At 71.7% G+C, this 12,807-nt stretch carries 12 protein-coding genes; 3 read left to right on the top strand and 9 right to left on the bottom strand.

The annotated features are described in order from the left end of the window. Nucleotides 1-9 precede the first annotated feature (9 nt). Nucleotides 10-1,011 (top strand): ArsR/SmtB family transcription factor, encoded by a 1,002-nt coding sequence (locus FHX40_RS03530; protein ID WP_142258281.1) that lies wholly within the window; start codon nucleotides 10-12, stop codon nucleotides 1,009-1,011. A gap of 135 nt (nucleotides 1,012-1,146) precedes the next feature. On the opposite strand, the gene FHX40_RS03520 is transcribed toward FHX40_RS03530, so the two are convergent. The 6 genes from FHX40_RS03520 to FHX40_RS03495 all read right to left on the bottom strand — a co-directional run bounded on the left by FHX40_RS03520 (nucleotide 1,147) and on the right by FHX40_RS03495 (nucleotide 6,529). Further along, on the bottom strand, nucleotides 1,147-2,433 hold the full coding sequence (locus FHX40_RS03520) for an ABC transporter substrate-binding protein (protein WP_142258279.1): 1,287 nt from the start codon (nucleotides 2,431-2,433) through the stop codon (nucleotides 1,147-1,149). A gap of 283 nt (nucleotides 2,434-2,716) precedes the next feature. After that, entirely contained in the window at nucleotides 2,717-3,331 is a 615-nt protein-coding gene (locus FHX40_RS03515; RefSeq protein ID WP_142258278.1) for a LysE family translocator, read from the bottom strand. 46 nt (nucleotides 3,332-3,377) lie between these two features. After that, entirely contained in the window at nucleotides 3,378-3,827 is a 450-nt protein-coding gene (locus tag FHX40_RS03510) for a MerR family transcriptional regulator (RefSeq protein WP_142258277.1), read from the bottom strand. A gap of 32 nt (nucleotides 3,828-3,859) precedes the next feature. Further along, nucleotides 3,860-4,510, bottom strand: a complete 651-nt coding sequence (locus tag FHX40_RS03505; RefSeq protein WP_229789163.1) for a TetR/AcrR family transcriptional regulator — start codon at nucleotides 4,508-4,510, stop codon at nucleotides 3,860-3,862. A 93-nt stretch (nucleotides 4,511-4,603) separates the two neighbouring features. Then, nucleotides 4,604-5,494, bottom strand: a complete 891-nt coding sequence (locus FHX40_RS03500) for a coiled-coil domain-containing protein (protein ID WP_229789162.1) — start codon at nucleotides 5,492-5,494, stop codon at nucleotides 4,604-4,606. Nucleotides 5,495-5,731: 237 nt separating this feature from the next. Beyond that, nucleotides 5,732-6,529 carry an alpha/beta hydrolase gene (locus FHX40_RS03495; RefSeq protein ID WP_229789161.1) on the bottom strand — a complete coding sequence of 266 codons (798 nt, stop codon included), beginning with the start codon at nucleotides 6,527-6,529 and terminating at the stop codon, nucleotides 5,732-5,734. 232 nt (nucleotides 6,530-6,761) lie between these two features. On the opposite strand from FHX40_RS03495, the gene typA reads away from it, so the two are divergent. Further along, the gene (gene typA / locus FHX40_RS03490) at nucleotides 6,762-8,621 is read left to right on the top strand and encodes a translational GTPase TypA (RefSeq protein WP_142258274.1); all 1,860 of its coding nucleotides are present in this window, start codon (nucleotides 6,762-6,764) and stop codon (nucleotides 8,619-8,621) included. Between the two features lie 196 nt (nucleotides 8,622-8,817). Here typA and FHX40_RS03485 read toward each other — a convergent pair whose 3' ends face one another. Together FHX40_RS03485 and FHX40_RS03480 are read right to left on the bottom strand one after the other, a co-directional pair. Continuing rightward, nucleotides 8,818-9,687, bottom strand: coding sequence for a polysaccharide deacetylase family protein (locus FHX40_RS03485; RefSeq protein ID WP_229789160.1), 870 nt, complete (start codon nucleotides 9,685-9,687; stop codon nucleotides 8,818-8,820). A 158-nt stretch (nucleotides 9,688-9,845) separates the two neighbouring features. Then, on the bottom strand, nucleotides 9,846-10,427 hold the full coding sequence (locus FHX40_RS03480) for a helix-turn-helix domain-containing protein (RefSeq protein ID WP_142258273.1): 582 nt from the start codon (nucleotides 10,425-10,427) through the stop codon (nucleotides 9,846-9,848). Nucleotides 10,428-10,518: 91 nt separating this feature from the next. Between FHX40_RS03480 and FHX40_RS03475 the strand changes: the two genes are divergently transcribed. Continuing rightward, the gene (locus FHX40_RS03475) at nucleotides 10,519-11,355 is read left to right on the top strand and encodes a DMT family transporter (protein ID WP_142258272.1); all 837 of its coding nucleotides are present in this window, start codon (nucleotides 10,519-10,521) and stop codon (nucleotides 11,353-11,355) included. A 52-nt stretch (nucleotides 11,356-11,407) separates the two neighbouring features. Here FHX40_RS03475 and FHX40_RS03470 read toward each other — a convergent pair whose 3' ends face one another. Then, on the bottom strand, nucleotides 11,408-12,016 hold the full coding sequence (locus FHX40_RS03470) for a sigma-70 family RNA polymerase sigma factor (protein WP_142258271.1): 609 nt from the start codon (nucleotides 12,014-12,016) through the stop codon (nucleotides 11,408-11,410). Nucleotides 12,017-12,807 lie beyond the last annotated feature (791 nt).

Below are 12,807 nucleotides of genomic sequence, written 5' to 3'. Positions count from 1 at the left end.
GGTGATCGGATGCTCCGGATCGAGGTCAGCGCGCAGGACATCATGGCGAGCAGATTCGCCATCTCACCGCTCATCGAGACCCTGCACGCCGTGTGGGCGCTCTCCGGCAGGACGGAGGTCGGCGCGCTCCGCGACTGGGTGGCCCGCTCCCGCCCGGCGTACCTCCGGCTGCAGGAGTCCATGCCGGAGCTGCGCGCGCTGGTCGCGCTGTACGTGCCGCGGCGGTACACCCCGGACTTCATCGCGCCGCCGCCCACCGGGGTGAACGTCACCTTCGACGATGAGATCGCCGCGATGCGCGCCACCCCGGCCGAGCAGGCCCACGCCGAGATCGCCCGCAGTCTGCAGGAACGGGAGCCGCTGCCCGAGCCGGTGATGCGGGTGCTGCGCGACCGCGACGTGGTCGCCCGCATCGCCGACGCGCTGGAGGCCCTCTGGCGCGAGGTGATCGCGCCGAGCTGGCCGCGGTTCCACGCGATCCTCGAGCGCGACGTGGTGCAGCGGGCCGGGCGGCTCGCCACGTACGGCTGGCGCGCCGCCCTCGACGACCTCTCCCCACAGGTGCGCTGGCGCGACGACGACGCCTGCGGCCACATCGAGGTACGGGTCGGCGCGGACGACCGGACCTGCCGTCTCGACGGCCGCGGCCTGCTGTTCGTGCCGAGCGTCTTCATCAAGAACGCGGGCGCCTACCTGGACTACGTGACGGACGCCTGGCCGTACGCGCTGATCTACCCGGCGCGCGGCGTGGCCGCCCCGCAGGACGCGCCGGGCGGCCTGGCCCGGCTCATCGGCCGGACCAGGACCGCCATCCTCACCGAGCTCGAGGTGCCCGCGACCACCACCCAGCTCGCCGCCCGGCTCGGGCTGAGCATCGGCGGCACCGGCGACCACATCGCCGCGCTGCGCGAGGCGGGGCTGATCGCCGGGGTGCGCACCGGCCGCAGCGTGCTCTACCACCGCACGCCGCTCGGCGACTCGCTCGTCAACCCGTCAGCGCACCGGCCATGAGGCCGCGCCTGAAGGACCGGCCGAGCAGGATGTGGCCGATCACGGCCGGGATCGAGGCGAGGCGAACAGCGGCGGCGTGAAGGCCAGGCCGGCGCCCGCGAACCGCCACTTCGACAGCACGTGGCCGGGCCCGGCCTACTGGCCGCTGTTCTTCGCCGCGCCCACGAGCGCCCGCTGCAGCTTCGCCACGTCCCGGTCCTGCATGAACCGGCCGACGGCCTCGTTGATCGCGTTGCGCCACGCGTCGTTGGCGACCACGCCGTGCTGGATCGACCCGGCGAGCCTGTTCGTCGCCCACTGCTCGAGGCTGTAGGCGAGGTAGTCCTTGTAGAGCGACCTGTCGGCGTCCTTGCGGGCCGGGATCGAGCCCTTCAGCGGGTTGAACGCGTCCTGGCCCTCCTTGCTCGCGGCGACCTTGAGCCAGGCGATCGCGCCGTCCCGGTTCGGGGCGCCCTTCGGCAGGGTGAAGCTGTCGGACAGCCACATGAAGGTGCCGTCGGTGCCCGGCGCCGAGGCCCAGTCGAAGTCCTGCCCGGCGGTCTTGCCGAGGCCGCCGTCCGGCGGGTTCGCGAAGTAGCCGTAGGCCCAGTCACCCATGACGTTGAAGGCGGCCTCGCCGTCGGCGACCTGCTTCGCCGCGGGCTGCCAGTCCTCCTGCGGGGTGCCGGCGTACGACGTGATCTTCTTGAAGTTCTCCAGCGCCGTGGTGATGTCCGCGCCGGACCAGTCGGCGCTCGCCGTCCACAGCGCGTTGTACCGCTCGGTGCCGAGCGAGCCGAGCAGCACGCTCTCCAGCAGGTGCACCCGGGTCCACTGGGGGCCGATCGACAGCGGGATCCTGCCGGCCTTCTTGACCTTCTCCAGCGCGTCGACGAACTCCTTGATCGACTTCGGCGGGCCGGAGACCCCGGCGTCCTTCAGCACCTTGGGGTTGAACCAGAGGATGTTCGACCGGTGGATGTTGACCGGAACCGAGTAGATGTTGCCGTCCACGGTGATCTGCTCGACGAGCTGCTCGGGGAAGACGTCGCGCAGCCTGAGCTCGTCGTAGAGGAAGTTGAGCGGCTCGAGCTTGCCGGCCTTGATGTAGCCCTGCAGCTCGGCGCCCGCGTGGCCCTGGAAGGTGTCCGGCGGCCGGTTCGCCTTGAGCTTGCTGGAGAGCAGCGCCCGCGCCTGGTCACCGGAGCCGCCGGCGACCGCGGCGTCGTAGAACGTGAAGTTCGGGTTCCTCCGCTCGAAGATCTGGCGCATCGCCTTGAGGCCGTCCACCTCACCCGGACCGGTCCACCAGGAGAAGATTTCCACCCGCTTCTTGGAGGACCCGCCCAGGCCGCCGTCCCCGGGGTCGCCGCCGCCGCAGGCGGTGAGCGCGAGCACGCCGGCCAGACCCATCGCGGCGGCCTTCATCCACCGTCTCCGCATCGCCCATCCCTTCGGTCCCACCCCGGCAACGAAACTCCCCCGAAGGTTTCGCACGGGCTGACAACGTTGTCGCGGCCCATGAAGCCACCGCCGCACACCCGGGTCAAGAACAGGGCGGTAACGTCTCCGCATACCCGCCCATTCCCGCCGTTTTCCCTGGTCAAGGCGGGACGGTCGCACCCCCACAGGCCGGGCCCGACGACCCTGGGACCAGAGGTACGGCGAGCCGCCGGCGCGTGCCCGCGCGTCGGCCGGGGGACGCGACGTCAGCCGGCGCCCGCGCTCAGCCCTCGGCGGCCGGCCGCGCGCCGAAGCCGAGCAGCGCCACGCCGATCACGGTGTCGAGTGCCCGCCGTACCGTGCGCCGGGAGAGCACCGCCCGCACCACGTCGAGGACCGCGACGACCACCCACAGCCAGAGCAGGGAGATCACGGCGTGGCTCAGCGCGAACAGCGGCAGCGTGAACGCCGCCGCGCCCGGCGAGATGAACTGCGGCAGCACCGCCAGGTAGAACACGAGCGTCTTCGGGTTGGTGATGTTCGACAGGAAGCCCTCCCGCAGGCCGCCGCGGGCCGCGGCCGCGCCGCCGGTGAGCCGCGGGTAGTGCCCGCGGAACGCCGAGCGCAACGTCTGCACCCCCAGGTAGCCGAGGTAGGCCACGCCCGCCCACCTGACCGCCTGGAACACCGGCTGCAGCTGCGTGATCAGGACGCCGAGGCCGGTGGCGGTCGCCGCGCCCTGGACCGCGCAGGACAGGCTCACCCCGGCCGAGCACCAGGCGCCGCGCCGCCGCCCGCCCGCCAGCGTGTTCTTCACCACCACGGCGAAGTCGGGCCCGGGCAGCAGCGTGAGCACCGTCGCGAACGCGAGGAACGCGCCGTAGGACGACCAGTTCACCCATCCCAGGCTAGGCGGGAAGGCCGCGGTGGGGTACGGCCCGCGGTCAGGCCCGCGGCGCGGGGTCCGGCTCGGCCGCGGCGTGGTCCGCGGTCGCCTCGGACAGGGCGAGCAGGTCCCGGTAGTGGGCGATCTTGCGCTTGATCGCCTCCTGCTTCTCCCGCAGGTCGGCGATCATCGCCTCGACGTTGCGGTCGTGCGCCTCGAGCATCGCGATCCGGTCGGGGATGGTGTGGTCCCCGGCGCGCATCAGCTCCGCGAACCGGAGCATCTCGGCGATCGGCATGCCGGTGTCCCGCAGGCAGCGGATCCAGCCGAGCCAGCCGAGATCCTCGTCGGTGAACCGGCGCCGCCCGGCGGCGTTCCGCGCCACCCGGCCGAGCAGGCCGATGCGCTCGTAGTACCGCAGCGTGTCGATGCTGAACCCGGTCTCCTCGGCCACCTGCGCCGGGGTGTAGTAGCCGGTGCTCCCCCGGCCGGCCGCGTGCGTGGTCATCCGGCCCTCCCTTCAGCCGTGCCCGCGCGGGGTCAGGAGGCGTAGTCCTCGAGGTACCGGCGGACGAGCCGCTTGCACTCGGCGATCAGCGCGGGGTCGCCCTGGGGGTCGACGCGGAAGGCGAGCTTGAGGACCGCGTCGGCCGCCTCCACCGCGACCACGATCGCGCGGTCGAGTTCCGGGCTCGCCGGGGCGCCGAGCACCTCGACGGCGAGCGCCCGTACCCGGTCGGCGACGACGAAGTTGTTCTCCCGCCGCCCGTCGAGCATGCGCTCGGTGCCGCGCAGCCCGGGGCCGCCCGGGGTGACGAGCACCTCGCCGAAGTCCATGACGCCGAAGCCCGGCATCGTGTGCTTCATGTCGACGAACTCGTCGACGAGGATGTCGACCGCCTCGGTCCAGTTCTTGAGCCGCCGCTCGGTGAGCCGCGCGGTGACCCGGTCGAGGAACGCGTCGAGGTTGCGCAGCCCGAGGGCGCGCACCAGGCCCTGCTTGTCCGGGAAGAACTGGTAGAAGGTGCCGATCGGCACGTTGGCCCGGCGCGCCACCTCCTTGGTGGTCAGCCCGTCGTACCCGACCTCGTCGAGAAGCCGGGCGCACTCGTCGAGCATGCGCTCGACCCGCTCCTGGCTGCGCCGCTGGGCCGGGCGACGCCGCAGCGTCCCGTCGGAGACCTTCGTCACCCCGCCATTATCCATGGGCTCCGCCGCCCGCCGCGGGGGTTCGCGGCACCCGGCATCGACCGCCGACCGGTACGGCGGGGCGGGCGCACCGGCCTAGAGCACCGACACGTGCACGTGGTCGTAGTGGTTGGCGGTGGGGCTGCCGCGGTCGGCCATCATGCGCCAGCCGCTGCCGGTGCGGATGTCGTAGTACTTCTGCTGCCAGATGATGTACATGATCCCGAGCCGCCGGCCGTTCCTGATGCACCACTCGGCGAGGGCGTTGCCGCGCTCGAGGTCGGCGCCGGTCGCGTAGCGGCCGCCGGGGGCCATCATGAAGTCGCACGCCCGGCCGACGCCGTGCTCGCCGGCGTCGCCGCGGCGCAGGCAGCCGTAGCCGTACGGCATCGGGAACTGCTGCAGGATCGCGTTGCGCACGCTGATCATGCGCGGGGTGAGCCCGGTGCCCGCGTCGGGCTTCTGGAAGCCGAACCGGGCGAGCAGCCTCTCCACCTCGCGCCGCTTGCGCTGCAGCTCCTCGATGTTCTCGCGCAGCTCCTCGACCTTGTCGTCGGCGGCCTTCTCGGCCTTCTTCGCCTCCTGCTGCATCTCCTTGAGGCGGTTGAGCCGTTCGGCCCGCATGGCGGCGAGGTAGTTGAGCGTGGCGGCCTGGCCGAGGTCGCCGTCGCCGAAGGCGAGGAACTGGCCCGGATCCACGCCGCCCTGCATGTAGGAGGTCTGGGCGAACTGGGTGAGCGTGCGCTGCGCGGCGGCGACGCTCGCCTTGAGCGACTTGACCCGGGCCTCGGCCCGGCGCACGGCCCGCTTCGCCTCCTCCAGGCTCTGGATCTCCCCGCGGTAGGCCCTGGTGAGCGCCGCGGCCTGCTTGGTGAGCTGGTTCAGCTTCGTCTGCCGATCGGGTTCCGCCTGGGCGCCGGGAGCACCGGCGAGGGCGGTCATCCCGGCAAGAACGACGGCCAGAGCGAGAACCCGGCCACGTTTCACGCCGCTCTCCCCTTCCTCAGACGGAAGGGAACTATAGGAGATCCATCTCGTCGGCGATGCCGGAACGACTAACTCGTGCCCCAATCGTGCCATTTGGGCACGCGCGTCCCATCAGTGCATAGAGTTCAGGTGGTGCACGGCGGAGTGCCGGCAGCGCTCCCCAGCCAGTTGTGGGCACCCGCCGTGCACCACCTGAACGCCCCCGCTCCCGCTGCGCCGCTCGCAACGGTTCTGTGCCTAGGTAGACGACAGGTCGCGGGGAGAAGTTCGGGGTTCGAGAGATTTTTTCGCGGACTTCGCCGCCCACTCCCCGATCCGCCGCACCAGCGCGGGCGTGGCCGCGGTCTCGGCGTGGCCGTACCCGGGCTCGATCCACAGTTCCCGCGGCTCGCGGGCGTTCTCGTAGAGCTGGTGGGCGTGCTCCACCGGGAAGAACGCGTCGGCGTCGCCGTGCACGATGAGCAGCGGGGTCGGGGCGATGTGCCGCACCGCCTCGTACGGCGGCACCGGCACCGGATCCCACGGCCCGGTGGCGATCCGGGTGCGCTTCACCAGCCGGGCCGCCAGCCGGCCGATCGGCCGCTCGATCGCCCAGTGCACCTGCCGCATCGGCCGGGTGTCCCGGTAGTACCAGCGGGCCGGGCCGCTCACCGCCACCACCCCGTCGACCCCGCCGATCAGCCCGGCGTGCCGGATCGCGACCGCCGCGCCCATGGAGAAGCCGACCGTGACCACCCGGCGGTACCCGACCACCCGGGCGTGCCGGACCACCGCCTCGATGTCGTGGATCTCCTTGTCCCCCACGGTGGACAGGCCGGAGGAACGGCCGTGGCCGCGGAAGTCGAAGGCGAGCACCCCGCCGTAGCCGTTCAGCACGTGCGCGATGCGGCGGCTCGCCCGCTCGCGCCAGGTCCCGGTGAACCCGTGGGCGACGACGATGCAGAGCTCGAGCGAGTCGCCGGGGATGTGCCCGGCGTCGATGCGCACGCCGTCGACGGTGCGCATCATCGCGCCGAAAACGGGAGCAAGCGGCATGGTGAGAGGGTAACCGCGGCGTTCCCGCCCGCCCACGACCGTCCGCCCGCGAGCGCCGCCCGCCGTACGGCACCGCCCCGCCGTACCCGCTTCCGCCGGTGGGCGCGCGCAATCTTCCGGTAACCGGCGTCAACTAAAATGGCGGGGCGACCCGGAGCGATCGTCCCGGCGGCAGTCAGCGGGCATCCCGAGGCGCGGACCATTCCCACACGAAGCGGAACGAGATCTCACCATGCCTTTGCAGAGCCGTGACGACCTGCGGAACATCGCGATCATCGCGCACGTGGACCACGGCAAGACCACGCTGGTCGACGCCATGCTGTGGCAGTCCGGGGCGTTCCGCGCGAACCAGGATGTCGACGAGCGGGTGCTCGACTCCAACGACCTCGAGCGCGAGAAGGGCATCACCATCCTCGCGAAGAACACCGCGGTACGGCACGGCGGCATCACCATCAACATCATCGACACGCCCGGCCACGCCGACTTCGGCGGCGAGGTGGAGCGCGGCCTGTCCATGGTCGACGGCGTGGTGCTGCTCGTCGACGCCTCCGAGGGCCCGCTGCCGCAGACCCGGTTCGTGCTGCGCAAGGCGCTCGCCGCGAAGCTGCCGGTGATCCTCTGCGTGAACAAGGTCGACCGGCCCGACTCGCGCATCGCCGAGGTCGTCGACGCGACGTACGAGCTGTTCCTCGACCTCGACGCGACCGACGACCAGATCGACTTCCCGATCGTGTACGCGTCGGCGAAGGCGGGCCGGGCCTCGCTCAACCGGCCGGCCGACGGCGAGCTGCCCGACTCGCCGGACCTGGAGCCGCTGTTCGAGACGATCAAGCGCACCGTCCCGGCGCCCGTGTACGACCCGACGGCCCCGCTGCAGGCGCTCGTCACCAACCTCGACTCCTCCAGCTACCTCGGCCGGATCGCGCTGTGCCGGATCCACCACGGCACCATCGTCAAGGGCCAGCAGGTCGCCTGGTGCCGGGCCGACGGCTCGATCGAGCGGGTGCGGATCAGCGAGCTGCTGATGACCGAGGCGCTGGAGCGCAAGCCCGCCCAGCAGGCCGGGCCGGGCGACATCATCGCGGTCGCCGGCATCCCGGACATCATGATCGGGGACACCCTCGCCGACCCCGAGGACCCGCGCCCGCTGCCCCGGATCACCGTGGACGAGCCCGCGATCTCGATGGTGATCGGCACGAACACCAGCCCGTTCGTGGGCCGGGAGAAGGGCACCAAGGTCACCGCGCGGCTGGTCAAGGAGCGGCTCGACCGCGAGCTCGTCGGCAACGTGTCGATGCGGGTGCTGCCCACCGACCGGCCGGACGCCTGGGAGGTGCAGGGCCGGGGCGAGCTCGCCCTCGCCGTGCTCGTGGAGACGATGCGCCGGGAGGGCTACGAGCTCACCGTGGGCAAGCCGCAGGTGGTCACCCGGGTGATCGACGGCAAGGTGCACGAGCCGGTCGAGCGGCTCACCGTGGACTGCCCGGAGGAGTACCTCGGCGCGGTCACCCAGCTGCTCGCGGTGCGCAAGGGCCGCATGGAGAACATGACCAACCACGGCACCGGGTGGGTCCGCATGGAGTTCGTGGTGCCCGCCCGCGGCCTCATCGGGTTCCGCACCGAGTTCCTCACCGAGACCCGCGGCACCGGCATCGCGCACCACGTGTTCGAGGGCTACGAGCCGTGGTTCGGCGAGCTGCGCACCCGGCCGACCGGCTCGCTCGTCGCCGACCGGGCGGGCGCGGCCACCGCGTACGCGATCCTCAACCTGCAGGAGCGCGGCACGCTGTTCGTGACCCCGGGCACCGAGGTCTACGAGGGCATGATCGTCGGGGAGAACTCCCGGGCCGAGGACATGGACGTCAACATCACCCGGGAGAAGAAGCTCACGAACATGCGCTCGTCCACCGCGGAGGAGCTGGAACGGCTCAGCCCGCCGCGCACCATGAGCCTCGAGGAGATGCTGGAGTTCATCCGCGAGGACGAGTGCGTGGAGGTCACGCCGACCGCGATCCGGCCGCGCAAGCTCGTGCTCGACCAGGCCGAGCGGGCCCGCATGGCCGCCCGGGCCAAGCGCGGGCGGCCGGCCTGACCGGCCCCGCCGTACCCGCGGCCGCGCCGTACCGGCGGCCGCGCCGTACCGGCCGAACCCGCCGAGCCCGCTTGAACCCGGCCGGGCCCGCCGCCCAGACGGCCCGGCGGCCTTCCGGCCACCGGGCCGTCCGCCCGCGACGGCACGCCACCGCACGTGACACCGCACGTGTGACCGCGCGCGGCCACGGCACGCGTCACTGGATCATGCCGGCGTGCTCCTTGTACTTCTCCCCCGGCTGCAGATACTGCTCGCCGAAAAGCTCGGAAATGGTGACATAGGTGTAACCCTGGCGATCAAAGTGCTCGAGCATCTTCGGGATGCCGGCCACCGTGGTCGCCTTGGTCTCGTGGAGCAGCACGATCGCCCCGGGCTTCGCCGCCCGAACCCGCTTCACCACGACGTCGGTCTTACTCTCCCGCCAGTCGTTGGTGTCGATCGTCCACATGATCTGGGCGAGCCCCTGCCGCTTGGCCTCCTGGGCGACCTTGGCGTTGGTCATGCCGTACGGCGGCCGCAGCGTGTGCGGCTCCACCCCGGTGTACGCCTTGATCAGCCGATTGGTCCTGGCGAGCTCCTCGGTGAGCTTGCCCGGCGACAGCGCGGTGAGCTGCGGATGGCTCCACGTGTGGTTGCCGATCTCGTGGCCCTCGGCGACCATCCGGACCAGCTGCGGGCGGATCTCGGGGGTGATGTTCTGCCCGATCACGAAGAACGTCGCCCGCGCGTTGTGCGCGGCGAGCAGGTCGAGCACCTTCCCGGTGTACTTGCCCGGACCGTCGTCGAAGGTGAGCGCCACGCACTTGATCCGCGCGCAGTCCACGGTCCGGAACCCGGGCCCGGCGGGCAGCCGGCCGGTCGGCCACTCGGGCTGCTGGGCGACCAGCCGGTACCGCAGCGTGTCGGCGTCGACCGGCCTGCTCAGCGGACGCTCCGGGACCGCCGTCGCCTCCCTCGCCTGCCGGAACATGCCCATCGCCGCGCACCCGGCGGTGCCCACCAGCGCGCCCACCAGCGTCATCACCAGCAACGGCGTCGCGCGCCGCGACGTTAACGAGCCCCCCACTCGCACGCTTCCCCCCGAAAGCACCGCGGGACCTGTGCCACCACCCCTGGCCGTGTCGCCCGCGGAACACCCCGGCCAGGTATCTGGAGCAGTACCCAGATGTCTGCGTTTCACCTCTCGGGGGAGCGTGTCACGAGAGATGGGTGTGAGGGGTGATATCAGCGGTCCGGCGTGTCGCGGGGCTCGGTGACCACCATGACGAACCGGACCTCCTCCTCCCCCTCGTTGGCGTACCGGTGCGGCCGGTCCGCGGTGAACAGCACCGCCTCGTCCTTCCGGATCACGTGGCTCTTGCCGTACACCGAGAGGGTGAGCTCGCCGGTGAGCACGGTGAGCAGCTCACGGGTGCCCGCGGCGTGCGCGTCGCTGTCGTGGTGCTCGCCGGGGCCGAGCCGCCAGTCCCACAGCTCGAGGATCGCGGGCAGGTCGCTGCCGACGAGCAGCCGTGCCGAGCCGCCCCGCTCGCCGCGCCACATCGTCACCACATCGGAGGCGTGCACCACCCGGACCACGGGGGTGTCGGAGACCTCGACGAGGCGGCCCACCGAGACGCCGAGCGCGTCGGCGATCCGGTTGAGCGTGTTGATGCTCGGGTTGGTCCGGCCCTGCTCGATCTGGATGAGCATGCCCCGGCTCACGCCCGAGCGCAGTGCCAGCTCGTCGAGGGTCATGCCCCGGTGCGCCCGCTGCGCCCGGACGTTGTTCGCGATCGCCGCGGTGAGCGTCTCGAGTTCCGGCATGCGGTGCAGTGTATTAGATCAATTTTTAAGCGCGTTGTACTTCGGTGTAATGTACTTCGAGTTCAATTCATTGCACCGAAGGAGGCTCCAGGTGACCGCGATCGCCCTGGCGACGGCGTGTGCCGTGGTGTACGGCGCGGCGGACTTCTACGGCGGGCTCGCGAGCCGACGATCCCAGGTGTTCGCCGTGGTCGTGCTGTCGCAGCTCGCCGGGCTCGCGTTCATCGCCTGCCTGCTGCCGGTGCTGCCCGGCGAGGGCGGCACGGCCGCGCTGGCGTGGGGCATGGTCGCCGGGCTCGCGGGCGGCGGCGGGCTGATCTTCTTCTACCGGGCGCTCGCGATCGGCACGATGTCGGTGGTCGCCCCGGTGAGCGCGACGATCTCGGCGGGGTTGCCGGTGGTGTTCGGGCTCGCGGTCGGCGAGCGTCCGGCGCCCGCGGCGCTCGCCGGGGTGGCGCTCGCGATCGCCGCGGTGCTGCTGGTGAGCCGCGCCCCGGCCCAGGAGCCGGCGACGCGGGGGCTCGGCCCGCTCGCGCTGGCGGCGATCGCCGGGGCCGGGTTCGGCGGGTTCTTCATCCTGCTCGGCAACGCGCCCGAGGACGCCGGGCCGTGGCCGCTGCTCGGCGCGCGGATCGCCTCGATCCTCATGGTCACCGGGATCGCCCTCGCCTCCGGGCGCGGGCTGCGGCCCGCCCCGGGGTCGCTGCGCACGATCGTGCTCGCGGGCGTGCTCGACATGGCCGCGAACGTGCTCTACATGTTCGCGGTGCACCGGGGCCTGCTCAGCCTCGTCGCCGTGATCGTCTCGCTCTACCCGGCGAGCACGCTGCTGCTCGCCCGCCAGGTGCTCGGGGAACGGCTCACCCCGGTGCAGGTCGCGGGTGTGGGCCTCGCGCTCGGCGCGGTGGCGCTGATCGCCGCGGCGTGACCGTGCGCCTCGGCCGTATCCGGTGCCGGAGAGGGGTGGTGCCGCCGGGCGGTCAGGCGGCGAGCTCGGGCTCGGCCTCGCGCTGCGGGGCGCGCAGCGAGCCGTGCTCGCGCACGTAGTCGGCGAGCATCGCGCGCAGCTGGCGGCGGCCGCGGTGCAGCCGGGACATCACGGTGCCGATCGGGGTGCCCATGCGCTCGGCGATCTCCTTGTACGGGAAGCCCTCGACGTCGGCGAGGTAGACCGCCATGCGGAACTCCTCGGGCAGGGCGCGCAGGGCGTTCATCACGGCCGAGTCGGGCAGCTGCTCCAGCGCCTCGGTCTCGGCGGACTTCAGGCCGGTGGACATGTGCGACTCGGCGGCGGCGAGCTGCCAGTCCTCGATGTCCTCGGTGGCGGACAGCTTCGGGGAGCGCTGCTTCTTGCGGTACTCGTTGATGAAGTTGTTCGTGAGGATCCGGTGCAGCCACGCCTTGAGGTTGGTGCCCTCACGGAACTGGTGGTAGGAGGTGAACGCCTTCGCGACGGTCTCCTGGACGAGGTCCTCGGCGTCGGCCGTGTTGCGGGTCAGCCTCATGGCGGACGCGTAGAGCTGCTGGGTCACGGGCACGACGTCCCGCTCGAACCAGGCGCGCCTCTGCTCTTCCGTCATCGAGATCATTCCAACCCCCTACGAACCGAATCCCCCACTACCCTTCCGGCACCTCCGTACACCGCACACGCGGGCACGGCACCACCGGTTCACCTTGCACTACGCAGCAAATCCGCCCGTGCTCACGCCCAGGGTCGCAGTACTCGAGTAAGAACTCCGTCAGGGGACCGCCCGTAGGGCTTCACTGGACGCGGCAGGGAAGTGAGGCGCGGGCGAGGCAGGACAGCCCAGACCAAAGCCCACAGCCAAACAAGTATCAGTATCGTAACACTTGACGCTCAGATCAACAAATTTTGTGGCCTGGCCAACAGTAAAATCCGCAAACCGCCTGAAGCGTCGCACACCCCGCGAGGCGAACGGTTTCCCGCCGCCCGGCCGTACCGGGTCGTGCGCGGTGCCGCCGCCTCGGCGGAGGTGGAGCCGGTTGAGCGGGCCATTCCTTGAGACGACCTGGGGGTGGGGCCACGCACATCCGGCGAGGATCGACGTTCATTGCGCCCGGCCGTGGCAAACGACTCGCGTCGCAGACCCGTACGGCCCGGACACCCTCCTGAACCCCTGAAACGGCGGTTTCGCCGTGCCAGGCGGACCGGCCCGGGCGACCCGTCGCGCGGCGGGGGCGGACACGTCCTTGAGCGACGGATCCGCTTCGCCTCAGCGGTGATCCACGCACCCCGGCCGCACGGTTCGGCCTCGGTTCGCACGGCCCCGCCGATCCCGGCTCGGCGCGCCCCAGGGGCGCACGCTCGTGCGAGCCGCCGCGGTCCGGCCTCTCGGATCCCGGTGCGGCCGCGCTCCGC

Source organism: Thermopolyspora flexuosa (assembly GCF_006716785.1).
GTDB classification, from domain to species: domain Bacteria; phylum Actinomycetota; class Actinomycetes; order Streptosporangiales; family Streptosporangiaceae; genus Thermopolyspora; species Thermopolyspora flexuosa.
This window is presented reverse-complemented; position numbering and strand designations above follow the sequence as displayed.

Excerpts from the sequence above, each read along its gene's own strand:
- FHX40_RS03530 (WP_142258281.1), top strand. The coding sequence starts at position 10 with ATGCTCCGGATCGAGGTCAGCGCGCAGGACATCATGGCGAGCAGATTC.
- FHX40_RS03520 (WP_142258279.1), bottom strand. The coding sequence starts at position 2,433 with ATGCGGAGACGGTGGATGAAGGCCGCCGCGATGGGTCTGGCCGGCGTG.
- FHX40_RS03510 (WP_142258277.1), bottom strand. The coding sequence starts at position 3,827 with ATGACCACGCACGCGGCCGGCCGGGGGAGCACCGGCTACTACACCCCG.
- FHX40_RS03495 (WP_229789161.1), bottom strand. The coding sequence starts at position 6,529 with ATGCCGCTTGCTCCCGTTTTCGGCGCGATGATGCGCACCGTCGACGGC.
- typA (WP_142258274.1), top strand. The coding sequence starts at position 6,762 with ATGCCTTTGCAGAGCCGTGACGACCTGCGGAACATCGCGATCATCGCG.
- FHX40_RS03480 (WP_142258273.1), bottom strand. The coding sequence starts at position 10,427 with ATGCCGGAACTCGAGACGCTCACCGCGGCGATCGCGAACAACGTCCGG.
- FHX40_RS03470 (WP_142258271.1), bottom strand. The coding sequence starts at position 12,016 with ATGATCTCGATGACGGAAGAGCAGAGGCGCGCCTGGTTCGAGCGGGAC.